This window comes from Acinetobacter sp. MD2, assembly GCF_035615575.1.
Taxonomy (GTDB): domain Bacteria; phylum Pseudomonadota; class Gammaproteobacteria; order Pseudomonadales; family Moraxellaceae; genus Acinetobacter.
Genome location: NZ_VTDK01000001.1, coordinates 106,420 through 131,323, shown reverse-complemented (window position 1 = coordinate 131,323; position 24,904 = coordinate 106,420). Strand labels below are relative to the sequence as shown.

The 24,904-nt window shown below is 39.3% G+C and carries 21 protein-coding genes; 12 read left to right on the top strand and 9 right to left on the bottom strand.

The genetic code is table 11. The features are described from left to right. Positions 1–105 precede the first annotated feature (105 nt). Positions 106–1,023 carry a DMT family transporter gene (locus tag FXN70_RS00580; protein ID WP_324645478.1) on the bottom strand — a complete coding sequence of 306 codons (918 nt, stop codon included), beginning with the start codon at positions 1,021–1,023 and terminating at the stop codon, positions 106–108. Then, positions 1,020–1,493, bottom strand: coding sequence for a YaiI/YqxD family protein (locus FXN70_RS00575; protein ID WP_420714344.1), 474 nt, complete (start codon positions 1,491–1,493; stop codon positions 1,020–1,022). Before FXN70_RS00575 ends, FXN70_RS00580 begins: the two co-directional genes overlap by 4 nt. A gap of 217 nt (positions 1,494–1,710) precedes the next feature. On the opposite strand from FXN70_RS00575, the gene FXN70_RS00570 reads away from it, so the two are divergent. Together FXN70_RS00570 and FXN70_RS00565 are read left to right on the top strand one after the other, a co-directional pair. After that, positions 1,711–2,646 carry a hypothetical protein gene (locus tag FXN70_RS00570; protein WP_324645476.1) on the top strand — a complete coding sequence of 312 codons (936 nt, stop codon included), beginning with the start codon at positions 1,711–1,713 and terminating at the stop codon, positions 2,644–2,646. 213 nt (positions 2,647–2,859) lie between these two features. Next, complete coding sequence (locus FXN70_RS00565) at positions 2,860–2,997, top strand: hypothetical protein (protein WP_324645475.1); 138 nt, start codon at positions 2,860–2,862, stop codon at positions 2,995–2,997. 42 nt (positions 2,998–3,039) lie between these two features. On the opposite strand, the gene serC is transcribed toward FXN70_RS00565, so the two are convergent. Next, on the bottom strand, positions 3,040–4,119 hold the full coding sequence (gene serC / locus FXN70_RS00560; protein ID WP_324645474.1) for a 3-phosphoserine/phosphohydroxythreonine transaminase: 1,080 nt from the start codon (positions 4,117–4,119) through the stop codon (positions 3,040–3,042). Between the two features lie 327 nt (positions 4,120–4,446). Between serC and FXN70_RS00555 the strand changes: the two genes are divergently transcribed. The 4 genes from FXN70_RS00555 to FXN70_RS00540 are packed head-to-tail and all read left to right on the top strand — an operon-like array spanning position 4,447 to position 9,275. Further along, the gene (locus tag FXN70_RS00555; protein ID WP_420714353.1) at positions 4,447–5,949 is read left to right on the top strand and encodes a TolC family protein; all 1,503 of its coding nucleotides are present in this window, start codon (positions 4,447–4,449) and stop codon (positions 5,947–5,949) included. Between the two features lie 19 nt (positions 5,950–5,968). Beyond that, the gene (locus FXN70_RS00550; protein ID WP_324645472.1) at positions 5,969–7,051 is read left to right on the top strand and encodes an HlyD family secretion protein; all 1,083 of its coding nucleotides are present in this window, start codon (positions 5,969–5,971) and stop codon (positions 7,049–7,051) included. Further along, entirely contained in the window at positions 7,051–8,178 is a 1,128-nt protein-coding gene (locus FXN70_RS00545; RefSeq protein WP_324645471.1) for an ABC transporter permease, read from the top strand. The genes FXN70_RS00550 and FXN70_RS00545 overlap by 1 nt, the downstream gene beginning before the upstream one ends. Beyond that, the gene (locus tag FXN70_RS00540; RefSeq protein ID WP_324646038.1) at positions 8,175–9,275 is read left to right on the top strand and encodes an ABC transporter permease; all 1,101 of its coding nucleotides are present in this window, start codon (positions 8,175–8,177) and stop codon (positions 9,273–9,275) included. Before FXN70_RS00545 ends, FXN70_RS00540 begins: the two co-directional genes overlap by 4 nt. A 30-nt stretch (positions 9,276–9,305) precedes the next feature. On the opposite strand, the gene ppk1 is transcribed toward FXN70_RS00540, so the two are convergent. Next, a complete protein-coding gene (gene ppk1 / locus FXN70_RS00535) occupies positions 9,306–11,405 on the bottom strand; it encodes a polyphosphate kinase 1 (RefSeq protein WP_324645470.1) in 2,100 nt (699 codons plus the stop codon). 82 nt (positions 11,406–11,487) lie between these two features. Then, entirely contained in the window at positions 11,488–12,162 is a 675-nt protein-coding gene (mtgA, locus tag FXN70_RS00530) for a monofunctional biosynthetic peptidoglycan transglycosylase (protein ID WP_324645469.1), read from the bottom strand. A gap of 69 nt (positions 12,163–12,231) precedes the next feature. On the opposite strand from mtgA, the gene FXN70_RS00525 reads away from it, so the two are divergent. Next, entirely contained in the window at positions 12,232–13,041 is an 810-nt protein-coding gene (locus tag FXN70_RS00525; RefSeq protein WP_324645468.1) for a rhomboid family intramembrane serine protease, read from the top strand. Here FXN70_RS00525 and FXN70_RS00520 read toward each other — a convergent pair. Further along, positions 13,030–15,480 carry an ABC transporter permease gene (locus FXN70_RS00520; RefSeq protein ID WP_324645467.1) on the bottom strand — a complete coding sequence of 817 codons (2,451 nt, stop codon included), beginning with the start codon at positions 15,478–15,480 and terminating at the stop codon, positions 13,030–13,032. The genes FXN70_RS00525 and FXN70_RS00520 overlap by 12 nt on opposite strands. After that, on the bottom strand, positions 15,477–16,184 hold the full coding sequence (locus FXN70_RS00515) for an ABC transporter ATP-binding protein (protein WP_324645466.1): 708 nt from the start codon (positions 16,182–16,184) through the stop codon (positions 15,477–15,479). The genes FXN70_RS00520 and FXN70_RS00515 overlap by 4 nt, the downstream gene beginning before the upstream one ends. A 70-nt stretch (positions 16,185–16,254) precedes the next feature. Between FXN70_RS00515 and FXN70_RS00510 the strand changes: the two genes are divergently transcribed. Then, entirely contained in the window at positions 16,255–16,854 is a 600-nt protein-coding gene (locus FXN70_RS00510; RefSeq protein ID WP_324646037.1) for an arylesterase, read from the top strand. 124 nt (positions 16,855–16,978) lie between these two features. Here FXN70_RS00510 and FXN70_RS00505 read toward each other — a convergent pair whose 3' ends face one another. Then, the gene (locus FXN70_RS00505; protein ID WP_324645465.1) at positions 16,979–17,593 is read right to left on the bottom strand and encodes a carbonic anhydrase; all 615 of its coding nucleotides are present in this window, start codon (positions 17,591–17,593) and stop codon (positions 16,979–16,981) included. A gap of 408 nt (positions 17,594–18,001) precedes the next feature. On the opposite strand from FXN70_RS00505, the gene FXN70_RS00500 reads away from it, so the two are divergent. Both FXN70_RS00500 and FXN70_RS00495 read left to right on the top strand, forming a co-directional pair. Beyond that, entirely contained in the window at positions 18,002–19,018 is a 1,017-nt protein-coding gene (locus FXN70_RS00500) for a hypothetical protein (RefSeq protein WP_324645464.1), read from the top strand. Between the two features lie 437 nt (positions 19,019–19,455). Then, on the top strand, positions 19,456–21,675 hold the full coding sequence (locus FXN70_RS00495) for a TonB-dependent siderophore receptor (RefSeq protein WP_324645463.1): 2,220 nt from the start codon (positions 19,456–19,458) through the stop codon (positions 21,673–21,675). A gap of 62 nt (positions 21,676–21,737) precedes the next feature. Here FXN70_RS00495 and nfuA read toward each other — a convergent pair whose 3' ends face one another. After that, the gene (nfuA, locus tag FXN70_RS00490; RefSeq protein WP_324645462.1) at positions 21,738–22,382 is read right to left on the bottom strand and encodes a Fe-S biogenesis protein NfuA; all 645 of its coding nucleotides are present in this window, start codon (positions 22,380–22,382) and stop codon (positions 21,738–21,740) included. A gap of 118 nt (positions 22,383–22,500) precedes the next feature. On the opposite strand from nfuA, the gene FXN70_RS00485 reads away from it, so the two are divergent. Both FXN70_RS00485 and FXN70_RS00480 read left to right on the top strand, forming a co-directional pair. Beyond that, positions 22,501–23,118, top strand: coding sequence for a rhomboid family intramembrane serine protease (locus FXN70_RS00485; RefSeq protein WP_324645461.1), 618 nt, complete (start codon positions 22,501–22,503; stop codon positions 23,116–23,118). A gap of 198 nt (positions 23,119–23,316) precedes the next feature. Next, positions 23,317–24,834 carry a hypothetical protein gene (locus FXN70_RS00480; protein WP_324645460.1) on the top strand — a complete coding sequence of 506 codons (1,518 nt, stop codon included), beginning with the start codon at positions 23,317–23,319 and terminating at the stop codon, positions 24,832–24,834. Positions 24,835–24,904 lie beyond the last annotated feature (70 nt).

Here is a 24,904-nt window from a genome sequence, read left to right as displayed (position 1 = left end):
TCTAATAAAAGTAAATGCTTAATCGATTGATCTTGTTTAAAGTATTGTACAAAGCATGTTACTTCAGCCGCAATTTATCCTCATTTTGCCAAATTAATTGACTAATCACGATTTCATTCGCTTAAAACGTTGCTGCCAAAACTTGAGTTGTTGTAAATCACGAAAAAAATAAAGCAGCAAACCTGCAAGTAAAGTAAAAGCCCCAAACATGACTTGTAAAGACAGTGGTTCATGATTCAACAGTGCCCCAATCAATAATGCAAAAAGTGGGGTCATTACATTGGTTAAAGACAAGGTTGTGGCTTGCACTTGTTGTACCAGTTTGAAATAACAAAACATTGCCAATAGCGATGCCATCAACACACAATAAATAATGGCAGACATGGCTTTAAATGAAGGTAGATGCTGCGGCACGTCTGCCCAAATAAAGGGAATAATCAATAACGACACCAAAGTAGAGACCAAAATTGAACCCGAGGCTTGTACCAAAGGCGGTAATTCGGCATTAACTTTTTTGACCCAAAAAATAGACATCGCATAATTAAAAACACTCATCAACATCAATACAATGCCCATAATTTGCAAATGCTGCTGTTGACTAAAACAAATTAATCCAAGCCCACCAATTGCCACCAACATGCCAAACCATTGCATCATTCGCAGTTGCTGCTTAAAAACACCCCACCCAATTAGCCCTGCAATAATCGGCGAAAGCCCAAACATCAGCGCAATCATACCTGAGCTTAAATAGCGCGTTGCCATATAGGTAAATAATTGTGAACCAATCAGGCTAAATGAGCCCGCCACATAGCTATGAATTGCCTGAGGATTCAGCACAAATTTTAGTCCAAGCATTTTGAGCAATAAAAATGCAAGTGGACACGCCAAAAAGAACCGAAATAATAAGGCCCAATATGGGTTTAAATCCGACACGCTCCATACAATGGCCAGTGGTGTGGATGACCAAATGAGTACCAAAAGTGCATAGGTCAAGGGCAAATGATGGCGGCTAAAAAAACTCATGCCATTTTGGTCTTACGAATTTGACGTTGAATGGTTTGATCTAAACTACTCGAAAATTCGCGTTTGTCACGGTCGCTAATGGGCTTTGGCCCCCCTGTTTGTACGCCTGAACCGCGTAGAACATCCATATAATCACGCAAATGTAAGCGAGCTTTAATATTGGCAGTGGTAAAAATTTCACCGCGTGGATGAATCGCAACACCACCCTTTTCAATCACTTCGGCGGCCAAGGGAATATCTTGGGTGACTACAATATCGTGTTCCACCATTTGTTTCACAATTTCTTTATCTGCTTGATCTGCACCACTTAAGACTTGTATAGACTTAATTCGTACCGATGGTGTGATGCCTAGTGGCTGATTCGCAACAAAGATAACATCGAGTAAATAACGATCTGATGCGCGAAAAATAATTTCTCTTAGAATTTTAGGAATCGCATCCGCATCAATCCACAAGGTAAAACTAGCCACAGTAATGCTCATTTCATTTGACGAAAAAACAGTGTAACAAATTGGTACGAATTAAGCGCTGACTTCTTCACATTCAGGCTCAATCAACACATTTCTTTTAATTTAAACGAAAAAAGCAGACTTTTGCGTCATTAATCACAATAATTTATTGCTTAGCCCTTGAAAAATGCCGCTTTATCCTCGATAAACAAATGAAACAAGGCAAATATGTGTGCTTATGAATATGCAAAACAACAGACCTGAAGTCATTACCATAGAAGATAGCAACTTTGGTAGCCATATTGAACACTGGAGTCTTTTAACCGAAGAACCAACCCAAACTGTTCCCAAATGGCTAGGTCTGGCACTCGATGCACCCATTATGCCCATGGGGCTTTGTAATGATGAAGCCGATATGTCAGCTGATGCTTGGCTAATTCAAGGTCCAAACACATCAACAATTCAATTTAGCCAAGTAGTGGCGGTTGAGAATAATCGCCCCAAAGCAGTACAAATTGCGTTTCCAAGTTTTGAAGGCCCATATAGCACTTCGGCCAAAGTCGAACGCATTATTCAAAATCAATCCAATACCCAAGCAGTACTTTGTTTAAATGTCGGTCACAACGCAACAGTTTATGCTTTTGACAGTTTATATGCTGTCAACCAATTGCAATATCAAAAAGATCAAAGCTACCAAGTGCATTTAAATGCATGGGCCTATCAACTTGAAGTTGTCAATGAACACGAGCACATTGTAGTAGACGACCCTGCATCGATTAAACACCACCGCGCACTCAATGAAATTTTGTCTGAACATAACGGGATTGCCCCACCAAATTTACAAGAACTTATTGATGCATGGCAACCTAAAACAGAAGATGACAAAGCCCCAGTTACGGTTGATTTTTCACAAATGGTCGCTTATTTATATGGTGAAAATTTGGGACAAGAAGATGAAGCATGGTTCCAAGGTAAAATTGTGGGTAAATCATCAACACAATGTATGGATGCAGATTACACTTTATATGATGTAACTCTACTGCTTGAAGAACAGCAAGAAGCAACCTTAATCCGTATTGCCACCCAAAATGCTTTATACAAAGATTTTGAAATTGGCCAATATATTCGAGGTAATTTATGGATTCAGGCAAATATTTATTCAGCCAAAATTTAATGGATTAGAAACGAATCTTTTACATAAAATACAATGGTTTATTTTTTACACAATCCATGTATTTGAAAGATCAATTTCTCTGAATGCATGCTGTACTTGGTACAGTGTGCATCAGAATATCGAATCAATGGTTTTCAAAGATTAAATTTTATGCTAAAAGTTAAATATCGATAAGCTAAGTATAAGTAATTGATCGGATTTAGGTAATTATCAATGAAAATTACACCACAACAGACTTCTAGCATGATTCAACAACATAGCCAACCACGTCTTAAACTCGACTTTGGAGCCTTGTGCTTTTTTATGCTGGGTATGTTTTTGGTCGGCTTAATGATTCATCGATTTTTTTAATTTTTAAAAGGTGCTGAAAATTCAGCACCTTCTTTATAGCGATTAACCGTGGCGTTTGGCAAATTCATCCATAAAACTCACCAATGCTTGTACAGCTTCTAAAGGCACAGCATTATAAATACTGGCACGCATGCCGCCTACAGAACGATGTCCTGCTAAATTCAACAAGTGATTCTTTTCTGCTTCTTCTAAAAACAATTTTTCAAGTTGGCTATCTGCCAAGGTAAATGGCACGTTCATGAGTGAACGGTTTGCAAGTGCAATTGGGTTGTTATAAAACGCACTTGCATCAATATAATCATACAGAAGTTCAGCTTTTTGCTGGTTAATTTTGTGAATTGCATCAACACCGCCCTGTTCAAGCAACCACTCAAACACTAAGCCCGACAAGTACCATGCATACGTTGCAGGTGTATTCACCATCGATTCATTTTTCGCCTGTGCCGCATATTTTAACAAACTTGGGATTTCAGGTTTGGCTTGGTCTAACAAGTCATCACGCACAATTACCAAAGTTAAGCCTGCAGGGCCAATATTTTTTTGTGCGCCTGCATAAATTAAGCCAAATTTAGACACATCAATTGGCGCAGATAAAATGCTTGATGATAAATCGGCAATTAACGGCGCAGTTGTAGTTGGAATATGGCTAAACTGCAAACCGCCAATGGTTTCGTTTTCACAATAATGTACATAAGCAGCATTGTCAGACAAAGACCAAGTGCTTTCATCTGTAATTGCAAATTTGTTATCGACTTTACTACCTGCTTCGACAACATTAATTTGACCATAACGCTGTGCTTCTTTAATGGCTTTTTCCGACCAAATACCAGTGTGGATATAGTCTGCTTGCGCATTTTTACCCAATAAATTGAGTGGAATAGCAGAGAACTGTAATGACGCGCCGCCTTGTAAAAACAAAACTTTGTAATTGTCTGGAATGTTCATCAGCGTGCGTAAATCAGCTTCAGCTTTTTCTGCTACCGCAACATAGTCTGAACTTCGATGGCTCATTTCCATAATGGAAACACCCTTACCTTGCCAATCTAATAACTCAGCTTGAGCTCGTTCTAAAACAGCCGTAGGTAATGCAGCAGGGCCAGCACAGAAATTGTACGCGCGCATGATTTTTCCTTTCATGGTTAAACACAATAAAATTGCTGATATTTAACCATATAAAATGCGATGCAGGTATGTTTTCATCGATCAAAATGTCGATTTTAAATTTTGAATCATACAAGCCATTTTATTTAATCTTCTCTAAGAGCCAAAGGAATGGTTGCTTAAATCGCTACATTTTTTTACGTGGTGTAAGATACGATCAGTTACAATCAAAATAATCAAGAAATTGTTGAATTTACTCAGCTTCATTTATTAAATGTTTTATTTGTGTTCCATATTTTTGTGTCAGCTATGCAAGACCTGAGTAAAGTAAAAGAGAGTCCAATAAAAATGCCTTTGCTTAACCGTTATCGTTGTTTACAGCCACAATGTTTTTTAACTTTAAAGCCCAAGCGGTTGTTGGTTCCGTTGTGCTTATTGTTGGCACAATTGGGACATGCTCAAGATTTAAGTTACCACGATGCTGAACAATTGGTTTTAACTCAAAGCTATGCAACTCAAGCTAGCCAAGCCTTACAACAAGCTGCAAACTTAGATGCCGAAGCGGTAAAAAATTTAGCCTTACCACGAGTGAGCCTCAATGCACGTGCCTATGCTTTTAAAAGTGAAACAACAGTTCCGTTAGATGGCGTAAAAAACAATCTGCGCAACTCAATTTCACAAGGCGTAAGCAACCAATTGTCAGGTTTGCAAGATCCATTAAACCTTAGTAAAGAGGATATAGATGCAATTAATAATGGGACAAGCCAAGCCATTAATAGTGGTGTGAATCTCATTCCCGACACTGCTGATGTGACAGTGAAAGACCACACTTTTATCCCGACAGTATCGGTCATGATGCCACTGTATACAGGTGGACTGATTCGCTCAACCCAAAAAATTGCACAGTTACAAGCCGACCGCAGCAATTTAAGCGAGCAACAGCAACAAAATATTCAACGCTTTGAAGTCATTCAAGATTATTTTAATGTGCAACTGCAACAACAATTGCTTAATGTTGCCAAAATGAATTACAACACCATGCAAAAACATGTTGATAACGCCTATAAACTTGAAAAACAAGGTTTTATAAGCCAAGGACAACGCATGCAATTTGAAGTGGCACGTAATTCTGCACAGCGGGCACTGCAAAGTGTGCAAGCTGAAAAAACCAATAGCTTATTTGTGCTCCACAACTTGCTACACAACCAACAAGACATCATCCTTGCAACACCACTTTTTATTAACCCACAAATGACCCAAACCCTAGCATCGCTCATGCAAAGCTACCCACAGCAATCTGCACTGCTACAAAAAATGCAGCTCGACACTGCCATTGCAGAACAAAACGTAAAATTGCAAAATGCAGCACGTAAACCGAGCCTTTTTGCTTTTGGTGAATACGGTTTAGATGATCATCACAACTGGATTGTGGGCATTGCGGCACGCTATAGTTTATTTTCTGGCATTGATTATAAAAAGAAAGCCCAAGCAGCAGAATACACCCGCCAAGCAGCAGCACTTACAACTGAACGCAGCAAGCAAGAAATTGAAAATCTTTTGTTTAAAGCCTTTGCAAACATGGATAAATGCCAGAAAACGCATCTGCTATTACAACAAAATCGACGTGCTGCCGAAGAAAATTTAAGAATCCAAACTTTATCATTTAAAGAAGGTATGGGCACCCCAACTCAAATGATTGATGCTGAAAATGCACTCAATGCCATTCGTGCCGAAGAAGCCGTCAATGCTTATCAATATATTTTATCACTGGCAACGTTATTACAAAGTCACGGTACACTCGAACAATTTAAAACCTATACCAATTTACCCAATACCGCATATATTCGCTAAGGTCTGAATAAGGAATGCTATGAATCCGCAAGATGAATCTCAAGACAAGCTAAATTCAGAATCTGAAGATAAAACGTCAAATAAAAATGAATACACTACACACAAGCCGAGCAAAAGTGGCAAATCAAAAATTGTGATTTTTATTGTGGTGTTACTGTTATTGTGTTTGATTGCATTTGGACTTTGGAAAAGTTATCAACCTGCCTTGGTTGATGTGCAAGGCCGTGTTGAAGCAGATACGATTCATATTAGTACCAAAGTACCAAGCCGAATTGAAGAAATTTATGTAGAAGAAGGTCAAGCGGTTCAAAAAGGACAAGCATTGGTTCGTCTTTACAGCCCAGAAGTCGATGCTAAGAAACAACAAGCACTTGCAAGTTTACAATCGGCTTTGGCATTACAAGAAACGGTAGATCGTGGTGCGCGAGAAGAAAATTTAGATAGCCTTTATGCCAATTGGCAAAGCTTAAAAGCACAGGCAGAACTTGCCGCAACCACGTATCAACGTGGGGCAAGTTTGTTTCAACAAGGTGTGATTTCTCGCCAACGTCGTGACGAATCTTTTGCTGCACAAAAGTCAAGTCATGAAATGGCAGAAGCTGCGTATCAACAATATAAACGTGGCAAAGCAGGTGGCACATCACAACAGCGCACCACAGCAGCCGCCCAAGTGGATATTGCCAAGGCAGCCGTTAATGAAGTCAATGCGCTTATGGCTGAAACCAAATTACTTGCGCCCATCTCTGGCACCATTTCTAAAACCTATGGAAAACCTTCGGAAATTGTGGCATCTGCCGTTCCCATTATTAGTTTACTCGACACCGCACATTTATGGGTCAGCCTAAACGTGCGTGAAGACCAATATGCCAATGTGTATAAGCAAAAAACCATTTCAGGTTATATTCCTGCCTTAAATAAAACCGTTAATTTTAAGATTGATAATATTGATGCTGAAGGTGACTTTGCCACACTCAAAAGCACTCGCCAAACGGGCGGCTATGACATTCGCAGTTTTAAACTACATTTAAAACCTGAGCAACCTGTAGATGGATTAAGAATGGGCATGAGCGTGGTCTTTAAACTTAAACAGGCAAATGACTAATGTGGGCAAGCCTTCAGCGTGAATTACACTATTTATGGCAGCATAAATGGGATTTAAGCATGCTCACCATTGCACCGCTTATTATTCTGCTGTTATTTGGCAGTATGCTCTATTCAGGCAAAGCTGAACACTTGCCTATTGCTATAGTAGATCAAGACCATAGCCAACTGAGTCGAAATATTCAAAAGTATTTAAGCCAAAATACTACCCTTCATATTGCCCATATAACCGAACGTAACTCAGATGCAGAGCAATGGCTCAATGAAACCAATATTTGGGGATATGTGACCATTCCTGAAGGTGCAGAACAACGCTTAGTACGTGGGCAAGATGCACAGATTGGTATTTTCTATAATCAATCTTTTTTTAGTATTGGCAATAGTATTTCAACTGCAATGCAAATCTCGACCTTACAAGCGAGTTTAAATTTTTTAGGCGATGATTATTTAAAAAACACTTTGCCTTATGTAGACGTTGCAACGCCACATTTAAAAATTTCAGCACTCTATAACCCAAGTCTAAGCTACGAATTCTTTTTAGAGCCTTTTTTAATTCCTGCCATGTTGCATTTACTACTGTGTTGCACGATTGCTTTTAGTATTGGACAAGAACTTAAATATAAAACGGTTCAACAATGGTTAAACGACTCCCCCTTTGATGCCTTGTTTGGCAAAATATTGCTGCATGTTCTCATTATTTGTGCATGGAATGCATTGTGGATGTTTTGGCTAGTCAACTTCCGTGGTTGGTTCGTTGCAGGCAACGTTGGGCTTATTTTACTTGCACAATTTCTAATGTATTTTGCCTATGCTTGTGTGAGTTGTATTGTGGTGCTTGCAACACAAAACTTAGCCAAATCTTTTGGAATCCTTGCAATTTATGGTGGTTCATCCCTAAGCTTTGCAGGGGTGACCTTACCTGTCAATAACGCCCCGTTGTTTACCCGTTTTTGGTCTGAACTTTTGCCCTATACACCTTATGTAAAATTACAAACCGAACAATGGGTGATTGGCAGTCCGTGGAATATTTCCATGCTGCCCCTTGCGATTTTACTGTTTTCAGCGTTGTTGTACTTTGCGGTAAGTTTATGGCTGTTGCACAAAGTGCAAAAGGTGGCAAGTCAATGAGAACTTTCCTGCATTATTATCTACAAGCATTTAAAAATATTGCCAAACATTCCTCAGTGTTTACCACAATGGTTTTGGCAACACTGCTGTACGGATTTTTCTATCCAACTGCCTACCAAGCACAACGTGCCGAATCTATTCCAATTGTGATTGTGGATGAAGAACACAGCCAACTGACCAATGCCATAATTAGCACAGCGGCTGAAAGTCCCAACATTGAAATAAAAAAAGTGACTGTGAACTTTGCTGAAGCAGAGCATATGCTTAAAAACCAGCAAGCCGAAGGTATTTTGTATTTACCCAGTAATTTAAGTACAAGTTTAAGGCGTGGTGAAAATGGTGGAATTGGCTTGTACTTAAGTGCAGCCTACTTAATTCGCTTAAAAGAAGCAGGAACAGGGCTTGCTCAAGCCATTGGTGGTGTTGCAAGTGACTATGCAGCAAAATATTCACAAATATCACATTTTAAAGTTGAACCAAGCATTCATATGGTCAGCCTGTTCAACCCACTTTCAGGCTATGGCAGCTACATTTTTCCTGCTGTCGCGCCTTTAATTGTGCATCAAACGATTCTACTTGGCTTTACTATGCTGATTACCAGTTACCGTGAGCGAAAATGGAAACCGAACACCACCGAATTTTTTGCCAATTTTGCCTGTGCGGTCACCATTGGTAGTCTTGCCTGTTTATATCTATTTGGCTTTATTTTTTGGCTATACGATTACCCACGTGGCGGAAACTTCTGGGGAATGCTGTTGGCTGTACCCATTTTCATTGCGGCTGTTTCAGCCATGAGTATGCTTTTGGCCTCTTTTTTAGATGTACCAGAACGCGCCAGTCACCTGCTTGTGATTAGCTCAATTCCACTTTTTTTACTTTCAGGTTTAGCATGGCCACATCAAGCTATGCCCGAATTACTGCAAATATTGGCTTGGATGTTACCTTCAACTTCAGGCATTCACACTTTCGTACAATTAAATCAAATGGGCGTAAGCACAGCGGTCGTTCTACCTAAGCTGCTCTATTTAATAGGTTTCACATTCATATCTTTAAGCCTTGCTTATTGGCGCTTAGTTTTACAAACACACAAAAAATAAGCGCCAAATGCGGCGCTTATTTTCAATTGACTATTTAAACGATTCCAATAAGGTTGCTTGCGCGCTGTATGCCACAGCTTCACCTTGTACTGCACGCACCCAAGTCCCATCACCTTGTAGTAACCATGCTTGCTGATTATCTTTTAAATAATTGAGTAAACCTTGCTGATAAATCCGCTTACGTAAGGCAGGATCAACAATTGGGAAGCACGCCTCAACACGGTTAAATAAATTACGATCCATCCAATCGGCACTTGAACAATAAATACGGGCATTACCTTGGTTTTCAAAATAATAAACACGGGTATGTTCTAAGAAACGCCCAACAATTGAACGGACTTGAATATTTTCCGACAAGCCTGCCAAACCTGGGCGCAAACAGCAAATCGAGCGAATAATTAAGTCAACTTTGACCCCAGCTTGCGAAGCTTCATACAACTTATTAATCAACTGAACTTCAGTTAAGGCATTGACCTTAATAATAATACGTGCGGGTTTGCCTTCTTTTGCTGCGGTAATTTCATCGTCAATATAACTCATTAAATGACTGTGTAAGGTAAATGGTGCATGCAACAATTTTTTCAATTTTGCCATTTTACCCATGCCCGTCAACTCTTGGAAAATGCGATGCACATCTTCACACAGCTCTTTGTCAGTGGTGAGTAAACCATAGTCGGTATAAATTCGAGCATTGGTTGCGTGGTAATTTCCTGTACCTAAATGGCTATAGCGCACCAACTTATTGTTTTCACGGCGCACAACTAAAATCATTTTGGCATGAGTTTTATAACCTACAATACCATAGACCACCACAGCGCCCGCTTCTTGCAATACATTGGCAACGGCAATATTGGATTCTTCATCAAACCGTGCGCGAAGCTCAATGACTGCCGTTACCTCTTTACCATTACGCGCAGCTTCTGCCAACACTTGTACAATTTCTGAGTCTGCACCACTGCGGTAAAGCGTTTGCTTAATCGCTAAAACTTGAGGATCTCGCGCAGCCTCACGTAAAAAATTAATCACGGGCGCAAATGACTCAAATGGATGGTGCAACAAAATATCTTGCTTGCGCATCGCAGCAAAAATATTTTCTGACTTTAACAATGCTTTTGGAATAACAGGCGTATAGGCATCGTACTTTAAATGCGGGCGCTTAAAGTTCGAAAGCAATCGTGCTAAGTTAACTGGCCCATCGACTTTATATAGTTCATTTTCATTTAAATCGAACTCATTTAATAGATACTGATAAATATGCTTTGGACAATTTTCAGTAACTTCTAAACGAACAGCTTGACCAAAACGGCGTGAGCTTAATTCACCTTTTAATGCTTTGGCTAAATCTTCAACATCTTCATTTAATGCAAGATCAGCATTTCGAGTCACACGGAATTGATAACAACCTGTTGCGGTCATTCCTGGGAACAAATCTGAAATATGCTCATGAATAATTGCCGAGAGCATCACATGATGTTCTTTACCATCAGTTAATTCATCAGGCAAACGTACCACACGTGGCAACGAACGTGGTGCAGGCACGACGGCTAAGTCAATTTGACGACCAAAGGCATCTTTACCTTCTAAAGTGACAATAAAGTTTAAACTTTTATTCACTAACCGTGGAAAAGGATGCGCAGGATCCAAACTAATCGGGGTTAAAACTGGTGCCAATTGTTCTTGGAAATATTTACGCACCCACTGTGCCTGAGCAGGACTTAACTCTCCACGACGTAAAAAACAAATGTCTTCTTCACGTAGTTTAGGCAAAATTTCTTGATTTAAAATCCGATATTGACGCTCAATCGCCTCATGTGCAGTACGTGAAATTTGTTCTAACACTTGTTTTGGCGTCAACCCATCTGGTGTATGGCTATCATTGTCTAAAGACAATTGCTCCATCATCCCAGCAACGCGAATTTCAAAGAATTCATCTAAATTGCGTGAAAAAATCAGTAAAAAATTTAAACGTTCTAATAATGGATGTTTCGGGTCGGATGCTTGTTCTAAAACGCGTAGATGAAAATCTAGAATAGAAAGTTCACGATTAATATAACGATCATTATAGGCATACTCCGTCGCCAGCACTGCTTTCGTTGCTGTTGATGGTGTAGAAGATACCTCGGTATTCATGCGCTGTTCCGTCATTTTTGTGTCTATTGAAATAGTATGCTTCATCTTTATGACAATTTCATAAATTTTCTAAGTTTTATCTTTATGGGATTTCACTATAACGAATGTATTTGCCAATAAAGCGTTTACGAAATTTGAATTTTGGATCGTTTGGATGTTTTTGATAATACTTTGGATTTGGTAATAATGCTGCTAAAAAGATCGCCTGCTCACGGGTTAAATTGGCACTGCTTTTATGAAAATAATGGCGTGATGCCGCCTCAACACCATAAATATGTTCGCCGAGTTCCACCGAATTCATATAAGTTTCTAAAATGCGCTGCTTTGACCACAAACTTTCCATCATAAACGTAGCAATTGCTTCTTGTCCCTTACGAATAAATGAACGCTCATTGTACAAAAACAAATTTTTTGCCAATTGTTGTGAAATAGTCGAACCACCTGCGACAATTTCACCATCTTCTTTATTACGCTCTAAAGCTGCCGTCATACCATCAATATCAAAGCCATGATGATGCACAAATTTACCATCTTCACCTGCAACAACAGCACGTTTGAACTGATCACTAATTTGATCATAATCACGCCACTGATGACGCTGCACCGCATCTGGAAATTGCCATTGGTCAATTCGCATAAACATCGTGCTATTTATGTCATTAAATTTCCACCAACACAGGCTTAGGAAAATCCACAGTTGTATCAGTAAAAAAAGCCCGATCATCAACATCAATATTCGGCGAATCAATGTCTTCATTGTGGCAACTTGCTCCTGCTACGGCGGTACTTTATATTAGGTTAAGATTTTAAAGCGACATAGCATAGCATGCCAAGTCTTTCACCACCTTCATTTTCACGCCCACCGTTACCACTAAAACTTTGGTGGATCACCGCAATGCTAATTGCATTAAATTCTGGTTTATATCTTTGGCAAATTGCAACAGGTGTTGACAGTGCTAATCCTAGCCCAAACGATGCTTTGGCTTGGGGTGCAGATTACCCCCCTCTCACTTTTTTATATGCACCCGAACGACTGCTCACCAATATGTTCTTTCACTTTGGTTTTATTCATTTGGCACTCAATATGTGGGCGCTGTATTTATTTGGGCAGGTTGCCGAACAAATTTATGGTCGAGTTTATTTTTCAGGCATCTATGTCCTATGTGGATTAGCAGGTAGCTTATTGAGCGGTTACTTGAGTATTCAAGACAGTTATGCCTTTTTGCAGCAACACAATTTGGCTTTACTTCCCCATTTAAGTGCAGGTGCTTCAGGTGCAGTGATGGGGCTTGGTTCGGCCCTTACCGTATTGGCATTTTTCCGTCCTTTACCCAATCAGCCTTATATCTTATCCAAACGTAACTTGTTGATGATCATGGGACTTAATCTTGTGATTGGATTGACCATTCCAAACATTAACAATGCCGCACATTTAGGTGGTGTAGTTATGGGTGTACTACTCAGTCTCCTTTGGCGCTTACTACAACAGCGCAGCCATTCAATTTTTGCGAATACCATTGGACTGAGCATTGGGTGCATTACTGTGGTTGTCAGTTATCAATATTGCCAACATTTAGTCATTGCTCTTCACCCGCTATGGCAAGATATTTTAATTCAAATGCAATTAATCTCTTAGTGCGACAAATGGCGAAATTTTATAAATCGCTCTAAAATGAAAGCGGGCAATTAAAATACATAACAGCAGCATACCAATGGGTAAAATTAACCAGATTTGAGCATGCAACTGAAAAGCTAAATTAAATTGATATGCTGCAATTGCGCTTAAACTTTCTGCAAAAATACAGGCCAATATACCTGCACCAAAACCAATTAAACCAAATTCTAAACTGAATAAGCGTTTAATTTGTTGTTGTGAGCTGCCTAAAGCACGCAATAAAGCCACTTCATGTTTCCGTTCATCCATCAATAAATTTAAACATGCCACTAAAACCAAAAACCCTGACACAGCAACCAACACAGCTAAAATACCAATCACCTGTGCCGCAATTGAAAGTAAGCTTTTAACCTGTATCAAAATATTCCCAATATCAATAAAGACTGTGGTGTTATAACGTTGGATCATTGCCAATAACGCGGCATTCTGTTGCGGTGGTACATAAAAACTTCCCAAGTAACTGCCCGCATTTTCATCCATCGTCTTGGGGGCAAAAATAAAGAAGAAATTTGGACTAAAACTCTCCCATGTTACCGTTCTAAAATTGATTACCGTTGCCGTAATATTGCCATCTGCCCGCTCAAAGGTCAGTCGATCGCCAATTTGAATCCCCAATGTTTGTGCTGTTTTTGCTTCGACGGAAACCTCTCCTGCATGTTGTAATTGGCGACGTCCCTGCACAATTAAATTATCCACTGGATAATCTTCCGCTTGGGTTAAATTTAATTCACGTTTTAAACTATTATTCTGCTGTATCAATTGTTTTGAAAACGGCTGTCCATTTTTCGCAACCAAACGTGCTCGGATATTTGGATATAACGGCGTGTGTGACCAATGCTGTTGTTGTAATTGTTGCTCAAATGCAGCTTTATCATTTGGAGGTAAGCCATAAACAAATTGATTCGGTGTATTGGCTGGCAATTGTTGCTGCCAACGTGTCAACACATCGGTTTTTAAAACCCATAATACTGCGGTTAAACTCATCGCCAAAGCTAAAATGGTCATATAACTTGCCATTTGTATAGGCAGCCGAATCACACTGACCCAATTATGGGGGCATTGTTTTAACCCTGTTAGAATGCCCCATAGCAGCCCCCAAAATACGATGCCTAGCACCAACACACCCGTCAAAAAGCTTAAACTTAAAATGATGTTTTGAGTCAAAACAACACTCAAAACTGCCAAACTGGCTAAGCCAAATATCCATACAGCTCGCATAGAAGCTTGTTGGACGTTGTCAGGGCGAATGACCCGCATAGGAGCTGTTTTCAATAAATAATACATATTGGGTGCAATAAAGCCAATCAATACACATGCACTGGTCAATAGACCTATACCTAAGGCTGACAATACGCTATTTATCGTCATCGTAAGCGCGATATTACTCAGATCTAAATGAGGCAACATCTGTAGCATAAGCTGCAACAACAGCTGCCCCAATCCAAAACCTGCAATACACCCAACAACAGCCGAAACTAAAATGAGTCCACCTAGTAGATAAATCAGTAAAGTGAGAAGTTGACTTTGACTTGCACCTAAGCAACGCAACAAAGCCATTTGGTTTTGACTTTGCTGCACATAGCGGCGACTGGCTAAGGCAATCGCGATTCCACACAATAGCAAGGTAATTAAATTGCTCAATTGCAAAAATAAATCTAAATTGTTAAGTGGTTTAACTAAACGGCTATTGCTCTGTTTGGCATCCCGTAGTTGTAAATTACCCAATTTAGAATGCTGTGCATATTGCTGCTTAAACCACTGTTGATAATGCCGAATTTGATCGGGCAATCCCGACATTAATAAACGATATTCAATACGACTTCCTGTTTGAATCGCATGCGTTTTTTCGAGGTCTTGAGCCGAGAAAATAATCATTGGCGCAAAGCCTGAAAAACCCATTTCCTGATTTAAGTCACGCTCAATGACCCCCGTAAATTTAAGTGCTGCATCCGCAATCGATACGGTATCACCAACTTTTACTTGCAATAAATCTTGTGCCCGTGGGCTTAACCATACTTCACCTTGGGAAATTTGTCGTTGCCCTGTCGATATCTTAAGTTGCCCCCGCAACGGAAACTTCTCGTCAATGGCTTTGGCCGTCACCATCACAAATTGCTGCTGGGTATGTGCCATCGTTCCAAATACAGTGACTTGTGCCGTCTTTAGCCCAAATGCTTTGGTTTGTTGTCTATACCTTTGGGCTATTGGCTGTTGATCGGTTAACGTTAAGTCGGCTGCTAACATTTGTGCTGCTTGTAAACGTAGCGCTTGCTGAATTTGAGCATTACTGAGTCTTAATGCAGTAGTTGCACAAATGGCTAAACTTAAAGCCATGATCAGCAACCAAATACTTCGATTGGAAAAGTTTTGTTGTAACCACGGTTTTAAAATTCGAGTCATCCGCTTAAATCCTGCTGAGGGTTTACTGCATATAATTGTCCTTGCACAAGCTCATAATGTCGCTGACATTGCGCGGCCAGATTTAAATCATGAGTCACAATCACCAAGGTTACCCCCATTTCTTGATTGAGCCGAAATAAAAGCTGTTCAATTTCTGCGGCAGTTTGACGGTCTAAATTGCCTGTAGGTTCATCAGCAAAAATAATTTTGGGTGTGGTCACTAAAGCCCTTGCAATAGCAACTCGCTGCTGTTCACCACCCGACATGACTTTTGGCAGTTGCTGCGCATGTGCCAATAAACCAACGCGCTGCAACATCTCTTTTGCGTGCTGCAAAGCGTGGGCATAGTGAAAATTGGCTTGTAAACGTAATGGTAACAATACGTTCTCTAAAGCAGACAAATGCGGTAAAAGCTGAAAAGACTGGAAAATAAAACCAATATTCTGCAAACGTAATTTTGCGCGTTGTTCTTCATTGAGCAAATGTACTGCCTGCCCACACAGCCATAACTCGCCTTGTGTTGCCCGATCTAAACTAGCCAAAACCCCAAGCAATGTTGATTTCCCTGAACCTGAACGTCCAGTAATGGCCACTTGCTCTCCCACCTGAATCTCTAAATTAATTGCATCTAGAATAGTGAGGTCTTGGCTTTTGAGTTGAACTTTCTGGCTTAATTGCTGTGCGACAATGATAGGTTGTGGCATGATAAAAATCCTAAAAAAAGATCAAAGGTGATGAAGTATGCTCTTTACTTGGCGCATTCAGTCTATTGTTATGTCTATCATCTTAGCGATATTTTGTAGTTTTCCTGCATTATTACATGCAAAAACCATTTTAATTTTAGGTGACAGCATCAGTGCCGCTTATGGCTTGTCTCCTCAGCAAGGCTGGGTAACCCAATTACAACAACGTCTTAATCAACAGTACCCGAAACAATATCATGTGGTCAATGCCAGTGTCAGCGGTGAAACGACAGCAGGCGCATTGGCACGGCTGCCCACATTATTAAACAAGCATCGCCCAAATATTGTAGTGATTGAATTGGGTGGAAATGATGCTTTAAGAGGCCAACCACCGCAAAGTATTCAAGCCAATTTAGAAAAACTCGTCCAACATAGTCAGCAAGCCAAAGCCAAAGTTGTGCTATTGGGCATGAAAATTCCGCCTAATTATGGCACTGCCTATAGTCAAGCGTTCGAAAATACCTATGTAAATGTCAGTCAAAAATATCAACTAAAATTACTCCCCTTCTTTTTAACTGGGGTTGCAGGCAATCCTCAACTCATGCAACAAGATTTAATTCATCCAAATGCCAAAGCACAAGCCATTTTACTTAAAAATGCCTATCCAGTTATTCAACAGACCTTAAAATAACGAATTGCATAACACTTAATATCCATATCAACAACGATCATCCGATACACAAATAATCTTAATACTAGCGATAAAAAAAGGTGCTGTTTTTAGCACCTTTTTATTTTTAAAAAACTGATTTTGCTTAGAAGTCGAAGAAAACTACTTCACCTGTTTCAAGTGAGTATTCTGCACCAACCACAATCATTTTACCTTTAGCAATTAGACTCTCTAAGACTGCTGAACCATGACGCAATTGATTTACTGAAGCAAACACATTTGAACGCACTGCATGCGTCGAAAGTTTGCATAAATCATGTTTTAAATCGGTTTGCATTAAAATTTCAACCGAAGGACGCACGCGATTTACAATCGACATTAAATTATCTGATGGATGCTGTTCAGGATGCATTAATGTGTCAATCGTCGCTTGTACCGCGCCGCAATGCGTATGCCCTAATACCACAACAACCGCACAGTCATAACGTTCTGCAGCAAACTCAACACTTCCCACCTGTGACGGCGCAACAATGTTACCCGCAACACGAATGACAAATAAATCACCTAAGCCTTGGTCAAATACAATTTCGGCAGGAACGCGTGAATCTGAACAACCCAATACAATTGCAAATGGATTTTGATCTTCAGTTAATTGCGCACGATGTTCATGAGAAATTACATTTGCGATAGAAGACTTCCCACTAATAAAACGCTGATTACCTTGCTTTAAACGCTCTAGAGCTTCTTGTGCCGTTAACATATATTTCCCATTCGTTGAATGATAAGAGTCCAAGCATTGTAAAGTTTAGGCTATGACTTGTCACTGACCAAAACTGTCGTTTATTCACCATTTTACCCATCCAATATTAACTAAAAACTTTATATTTTTGATAAGTGCTATAAAAACATGCTTTTAAAATTGGTATTTTAAGCTATTTTTGTCGCTAAAAATCCATTTAAGTTAAAACAGCGCAACAACTCACTACTGAGGAATCAACACTAAATATTTACCATTTTCAAACAGATCAATATCCACTTCATCTCATCAATACCAGAATTATAGCAATACATTTATGCAGTTTTTTTATACGTTTATTTCAGCAAAGCCAACTTTGCTTTTCTAGACAGGTTATACTCAAAACAATCTATTTTGTCATATCTGTGCTAGATGACCACTTATACCCCACACCCACTGATTGAACAATTAATTGAGCTACAACTTCAATTTCTAGAACAAAAGTTCTCATCTACCGAAACCGTGACCTTTGAATGCCAACAATTTTTGAGTTGGTTAAAAGCACAAACGCTTCAAGACCTATGGCAGGTTGAACAATTACAACAACTACTGCAAAGACAAATTTTAGATACGCCACTCAGTGCATTTTTAATTGAACAAATTGCCAAACAATTGCACTTTGCCCTGAGTCACGACATTAACGCAAGCACAAAAATTGAAGATGTAATTGATGTTTTAGCAGTCGATCAACTTGCACAATATATCGCTAGTAAAAGTGAGCATCGAACCAAACTGATTCATCAAGTCGTCACTCATCCTGCATTTAGTGCGCTTGTTTCACAGCTTATTCAACACGCGCTGCAAGATTATCTTGATCACAGCATGAATAAACGTGTGCCGAGCGTTGGTCGCTTTATGAAAATGGGAAAAACCGTTTTAGAAAGCATGACCGATAGCCGCTTAGACGATACTATTACGCATTATTTACAAAAGAATATTTTGAAATTAAGTGTGCTAAGCGAACAAGTGCTGAATCAGCATTTTGATGATGAAAAGCTTTATCACTTCCAAGCCAGCTTGTGGCACAAAATAAAAACGCAGCCCTTAAGTGTATTAAAAAATTACATTGTGTTAGACGACTTGCCACAAACCGTCAAATTGAGTCAGCAATTTTGGGACTATTTGCGCCAAAGTGACTATTTAAAACAACAATTGCATGACGGTATTTACACTTGGTATATCCGTAACCAGCAGCGTCCTTTCGACTTGCTATTTCAAGATTTAAATATTCATCAAGACTTGTTGCAGAACCAACTGCAAGCATTACTGCAACCTATTTTTCAACAACTGATTGAAACTGGCTATTTAAAACAACGTGCCGATGATTTGTTACGTCAATTTTATTATTCCGATTCAGTCTATACATTGCTTAACCAACATTCACAGTAAACTGTGGATGCTTGAGTTAATACAGCAAAAATAAATCTTCTCTTTATCACAATGTAACAAATCTCAAGCATAATACTGAGTAAAAATTGATGCTAACTTGGACTAAAAAATTTAAAAAATCTCACACCATTAATCCACATAAAAAAATGAATGAATAAAAATATTCACTTCAAAATCAAAAATATATTTTTAAAACCGAACAGCTTATGATTTTATCAGCACAAACCAAATAGAATAATAATTAATCTTATTTAGAAATAAGAATAGAAATCATTTATGTTAACTGTTATTTTATGTATCCGCATCGTAGTAATTTATTGAATTTTCTAAAACTAGATGCCTATTTCCTATAATTTGCTCAAATCATGTTAAATACTATGAAAACATCTATATATCCTAAGAATTTCAAAAAGAAACCACTCATTGCATTGTGGCCTATGCGAAATTCTTCCTCTATTTTTGGTATTATCAGTTTAGTTTTAGCTTCTAGCGTTGTGCATGCAGCAAACACAGAAGGAAACCCTACTGACTTACCCACCATTAAAGTCAGTGCTGAAAAAAAAGCAACCTATACCGCACAAAAAACCAGTTCTTCTACAGGCTTAGCTTTAAGTCCTAAAGAAACCCCTCAGTCAGTTTCAGTCATTACGCGTCAACAATTAGACGATACCAATGCACAAACCATTGACGATGTAATGGGTCAAGCTACAGGAATCACGTTTAATCAGCTTGATGTGGGTGGTCGTACCACCTATCGCGCACGTGGATACGATATTACTAACTATAAATCGGATGGTTTAGCGATTTCAGGTGGCTCTGGATTTAGCGGTGCGGGTAATTCAATCAATATGGACTTATATGAACAAGTCAATATTGTACGTGGTGCCAATGGTTTATTGGGTGGTACAGGCGACCCTTCGGCAACTATTGACTTAGTGCGTAAACTTCCTAAAAAAGAATTTGGTGGTAGCTTAAAATTACGCACCGGCAGTTGGGACAAAAAAAATGCGGTAGGTGACATTAATGTTCCATTAACTAAAGATGGTTCAGTTCGTTCACGTTTAGTGGTAAGTACTGAAGATTCGGACAGTTTCCGTGACCACGAAAATCTAAAACGTACAGGTATTTTAGCTAGTATTGCGGCTGACGTGTCGGATGACACTACCATTGGTGCTGGTTTCCAATACGAAAAAAGCAACATGCATGGTGCATCTTGGGGAACCAATGTCCCAATTTGGTTTACAGATGGCAGCGAAACACATTTTAGTCGTAGCTTTAACCCTGTAACAAATTGGAGTAAAGCTGAACGCGAAGGTAAGACTTTCTTCACCTTTTTAGAAAGTGATTTAGGCAATGACTGGAAACTCAAAACCAATTATGCACATACACAACGGAATGATTTAAGTAATATTGGGTTACTTAAAGTAAATAACAAAAAGGGAGGCGGCTACACTATTTGGAATAAAGATGGGACAGGCGCATTTTTGAATGCATTCCATACTGACAGAGCTAGCACAAATAATGCTTTAGATATTTCACTTGCAGGGAAAGTTAATCTATTTGGTCGTCAACACGATTTAATGTTTGGATTAAATGGCTCTCAGCTCCAAGAAACAACTTACGGATCAGTTTGTAACCTCGATGGTATGTCTGGTTGCCAAATACGCCAACATAACAAACTTGTAGATTGGCGCACATGGACAGGTAATGAGTTTGGGGATTTCTTGTACTCTCGTACAGGCGCATCAACCAAAGCAACCACCAATTTATTGGGTGGATATATGGCTGCACGCTGGAGTCTAATGGATGACTTATCTTTAATTACAGGTGTTCGTCGTAGTTATTATAATACCTATACAAATAACTATACGGTAGATGGTCAAAATAGTGGACAAAGTGCTAAGAATAGTGCTCATGCTTGGACACCTTATTACGGCTTAGTGTATAACTTTGCAGAAAATTATTCTGCCTATGCAAGTTATACTGATATCTTTACACCACAATCAGAACAGAAAACCAATGGCGATGTGCTAGACCCAATTACTGGCCAAAGTTATGAAGCTGGAATTAAGGGTGCATGGTTTAATAACTCTTTAAATGCCTCTTTAGCAGTATTTAAAACAAAGCAAAAGAATAAAGCGGTACGAGATGGTAATAACCATGTTTTGGATGACTTAACAAAGAATGCATATCTTCAGGGTACAGGCCGTGAAACCCAAGGGTTTGAAACTGAAATTTCTGGTGCTGTAACCGATAACTGGAATGTTTCTGCTGGTTATACTTATTTATCTGTTAAAGACCAAAGCACAGCAGATCGTGAAGATCCGCGTCATTTACTCCGCCTACATACAGCTTATAACCTTTCCGACTATATCAATGGTTTAACAATTGGTGCGGGTGCATCTTGGCAGAGCTATACACTTAATACAGCAAATCCAGGTCGTCCATTAAGTGATGATAAAGATACCCCTCTTAAAGTTAAAGGTTATGCTTTATTTGATGCAATGGCACGCTATGACATTAACCAAAACTTCTCTCTCGGTTTAAACGTTAGTAACTTGTTTGATAAAACTTACTACCGCCAATATGGTTTCTATAATGGCTTAATTTATGGTGAACCACGTCGCTTCACTTTAACCTTAGAAGCTAAATTCTAAGACTTCACTCACTATAGCAATAAAAAAGACCTCAATTGAGGTCTTTTTTATTATGAAAGAACTTATTTAAAATAAGCACCTTCTGCTTGGCTATGGTCGGTTTGGTCAATTACACGCTTTAATTCAGGAATATGCTGTTGTAAAGTTGTTTCAACACCTTGTTTTAAAGTGACATCAATTGCAGAACAACCTTGGCAACCACCGCCAAATTTTAATACGGCAGTTAAGCCATGTTCAGCATCGTCAATCACTTCAACCAAACTACAATTACCGCCATGCCCTTCTAAACCGGGATTAATTTCCGCTTGCAATACATAAGCAATACGTTCTTCAATCGAAGCATCTGCACCAACGCGTGGTACTTTAGAGTTAGGTGCACGGAATGTTAACTGCCCACCAAAACGATCTTTGTTATAATCAATCACCGCATCACGTAAATATGGGATAGACGGTGCATCAATAAATGCAGGAAAATCTGGATAATCTTGCTTATAATCTGTCGCAATCACTTCTGCAGGTGCACTATAAGCCATGCAGCATTCGGCACGCGGTGTGCCTGCACTTTCAACAAACACACGAACACCAATACCCGGCGTATTTTGTTTCGCCAATAACTCTGCTAAATATTCTTGCGCAGTTGGCGTAATCAATAAATTTGGAATTTCTTCTGTTCCTGCCACCGCAGAGTTGATGTTCTCAGTCGACATGACGTGTTCTTTCCTCAATATGAAGGCTGTATTTTAACTAAAAATATGGGGTAATTGAGAAAATTCAACTAAAATTGTCGGAATTCTTTCTCTTTAGCCTAATTTGCGATAAATCTTTATGTTTAATCTACCGTTTAATCACAGTATTACCCTTATTATCATTACGGTCATTGTCTCTTTAATGGCTTTTTCAAATCAGGCACTCATGAATCGTTTGATTTTTTGGCCACCTGCAATGCAAAAAGGTCAATATGATCGTTTTATTACCCACGGTTTTGTCCATGCTGACGGTATGCATTTACTCTTTAATATGATGACTCTGTTCTTTTTCGGTAGCGCCATTGAACAGTTCTATCGCCAATATGCTTTTAATATGGGCTTTGTTTTATTTTATTTAGGCGGGCTGATCGTTGCAATTTTACCGAGTTATTTAAAACATAAAAATGACTACCAATGGGCAAGTTTAGGTGCATCGGGCGCGGTTTCTGCCGTTTTATTTGCCTATATTTTATTTAAACCTTGGAAATTAATTTTAGTCTTTTTTGTACCTGTTCCCGCCATTATTTTTGCGGTACTTTATGTTGCTTATAGTATTTGGGCAGCAAAAAGAACAGGCCAACACGTTAACCACAGTGCACACCTTTGGGGAGCAGCCTATGGCGTCATCGTTACTATTTTAATTAATCCAAAAGTATTGCCACATTTCTTAGCCGAGCTGACACAACTGCCTTTTTAATTAAACACTTGGCTGTGATAATGCAGCATACACAGCCAAACATCTTAAAACTCAATCCCCAAAATCATTCGAAAAAATGCAATTAATACATGTTCGGCTACATTTTGAATAAGAATCTGATAACAAATGCTAGCCGAAATATACGACATCACGCCATAATTAATCCAACGATAATGAAATTTAAAAAGGATTGCCTGTATGTCACAAATGCGAGAAGGACTCCAATTCCCACAAGATGAACAACAACGTGTCAGCACATCTCGAACCGGACAGCAAATTGTGTCAGAGGCTTTGGCGTTGGTTGACCATAAAAGTTCTCAAGCTGTTATCAAAGAGAAAAATTGGCGTAAAAAATATCCACACTATTTAAGAACCATGCTCGAGCACAGTATTCGTGTGAGTGAAAATTCAATTAAAATTGCTGAACATGGCTTAAAGAAAGCCCATCAACAATTTGAGTTTTATCGGCATGGTCAAAAGTTTTGCTTAAAAGATTTTATGCAAGTGCCACATATTCAACCGCTTTATTCCATCACAATTCAAGGACAAAGCACCGAAGCACCAGAGTGGTATATTCCCTATCAAGGTCAAAAATTACAAGGAGAAGCATTAGTTGCACAAGTAGAACAATGGCAACAACAAGGCATTATTGAACCTAGCCATGCGGCTGCATTAAAAGCGGTGCAAGCACATCCAGAATGGTTAGATTTGTCGGCACGCACTTTAGTTTTGTTTGGTGCAGGTTCTGAAGCAGGCCCATTAACATGGTTATCTAAATGGAAAGCCAATATCATTGCAATTGATTTACCCAATGAACGCGTATGGGCGCGCATTCTCAAAACAATTCAAGCAGGTAATGCCACTTTAATTGCTCCCGCAAGTGAAAACTTCATGGCATCGGCAGAACTTTCAAAATGCTTAGGCGTTAATTTACTTACTCAAACACCTGAAATTGCCCAATGGCTTGCCACGCGACCAGAGCGCTTAGATTTAGCTGCTATTGCGTATTTAGATGGTGAAAAACATGTTCGCGTGGCAATGGCAATGGATGCGATTATGCACTATGTCAGCACTCAAAAACCTGACAGCAGTTTAATGTTTATGTGTACCCCAACCGATATTTATGCGGTGCCCAAACAAGTAATGGAAAAAGCGCAACAAAAGCTAAAACAACGCTCAACCCTTGAAAAATTGGTTGCACAAGGTGTTTCGGGCTTAACAATTCGACATTTGCTCAAATCGCATACGCATAAAGCAATTCGTGCCGACAATGGACAAGTTTATAGTATTGCCGATGGTTTAGTGATTGAACAAGGCCCCAACTATGCCTTAGCCAAACGACTGCAACAATGGCGCGCATTGGTTGCCAAAGCACAGGGGCAGCACGTTTGTATTAATATCGCGCCATCCACCACAACGCAATCTGTAATAAAAAACCCTTTACTCAAAGCCGCTTTTGCAGGAGCACATCTGTTCGATGTCGAAGCTTTTGCACCAGAAACCACCAATGCAATTATGGCCGCAATGTGGGTTCACGATTTGCAGAATCCACATGCTTTAGCACAACCAAATGCCTCACTTGAGCATCCTTTGGCTCTCATGATGGATGGTGCCAATCATGGAGGATTATGGAATAGCGCCTATTTGGTTCGCAGTGCGCTGCCTTTTTCAGCCATTTATGGCTTAGTCAAAGCCAAGTTTTCATTTAAAGGATAAGCTGCCCCAGCTTTTTACTTATAGGATTATTTTAAGCAACTTTGCTTAAAATAATCCCAGAAAAAAAGCT

Excerpts from the sequence above, each read along its gene's own strand:
- mtgA (WP_324645469.1), bottom strand. The coding sequence starts at position 12,162 with ATGAAGACATTGATTCGCCGAATATTGATGTTGATGATCGGGCTTTTT.
- FXN70_RS00550 (WP_324645472.1), top strand. The coding sequence starts at position 5,969 with ATGAATCCGCAAGATGAATCTCAAGACAAGCTAAATTCAGAATCTGAA.
- FXN70_RS00480 (WP_324645460.1), top strand. The coding sequence starts at position 23,317 with ATGTCACAAATGCGAGAAGGACTCCAATTCCCACAAGATGAACAACAA.
- FXN70_RS00565 (WP_324645475.1), top strand. The coding sequence starts at position 2,860 with ATGAAAATTACACCACAACAGACTTCTAGCATGATTCAACAACATAGC.
- FXN70_RS00545 (WP_324645471.1), top strand. The coding sequence starts at position 7,051 with ATGTGGGCAAGCCTTCAGCGTGAATTACACTATTTATGGCAGCATAAA.
- ppk1 (WP_324645470.1), bottom strand. The coding sequence starts at position 11,405 with ATGAATACCGAGGTATCTTCTACACCATCAACAGCAACGAAAGCAGTG.
- FXN70_RS00495 (WP_324645463.1), top strand. The coding sequence starts at position 19,456 with ATGCGAAATTCTTCCTCTATTTTTGGTATTATCAGTTTAGTTTTAGCT.
- FXN70_RS00505 (WP_324645465.1), bottom strand. The coding sequence starts at position 17,593 with ATGTTAACGGCACAAGAAGCTCTAGAGCGTTTAAAGCAAGGTAATCAG.
- FXN70_RS00555 (WP_420714353.1), top strand. The coding sequence starts at position 4,447 with ATGCCTTTGCTTAACCGTTATCGTTGTTTACAGCCACAATGTTTTTTA.
- nfuA (WP_324645462.1), bottom strand. The coding sequence starts at position 22,382 with ATGTCGACTGAGAACATCAACTCTGCGGTGGCAGGAACAGAAGAAATT.
- FXN70_RS00580 (WP_324645478.1), bottom strand. The coding sequence starts at position 1,023 with ATGAGTTTTTTTAGCCGCCATCATTTGCCCTTGACCTATGCACTTTTG.
- FXN70_RS00540 (WP_324646038.1), top strand. The coding sequence starts at position 8,175 with ATGAGAACTTTCCTGCATTATTATCTACAAGCATTTAAAAATATTGCC.
- FXN70_RS00525 (WP_324645468.1), top strand. The coding sequence starts at position 12,232 with ATGCCAAGTCTTTCACCACCTTCATTTTCACGCCCACCGTTACCACTA.
- FXN70_RS00570 (WP_324645476.1), top strand. The coding sequence starts at position 1,711 with ATGAATATGCAAAACAACAGACCTGAAGTCATTACCATAGAAGATAGC.
- FXN70_RS00500 (WP_324645464.1), top strand. The coding sequence starts at position 18,002 with ATGACCACTTATACCCCACACCCACTGATTGAACAATTAATTGAGCTA.
- FXN70_RS00485 (WP_324645461.1), top strand. The coding sequence starts at position 22,501 with ATGTTTAATCTACCGTTTAATCACAGTATTACCCTTATTATCATTACG.
- FXN70_RS00510 (WP_324646037.1), top strand. The coding sequence starts at position 16,255 with ATGTCTATCATCTTAGCGATATTTTGTAGTTTTCCTGCATTATTACAT.
- serC (WP_324645474.1), bottom strand. The coding sequence starts at position 4,119 with ATGCGCGCGTACAATTTCTGTGCTGGCCCTGCTGCATTACCTACGGCT.
- FXN70_RS00515 (WP_324645466.1), bottom strand. The coding sequence starts at position 16,184 with ATGCCACAACCTATCATTGTCGCACAGCAATTAAGCCAGAAAGTTCAA.
- FXN70_RS00520 (WP_324645467.1), bottom strand. The coding sequence starts at position 15,480 with ATGACTCGAATTTTAAAACCGTGGTTACAACAAAACTTTTCCAATCGA.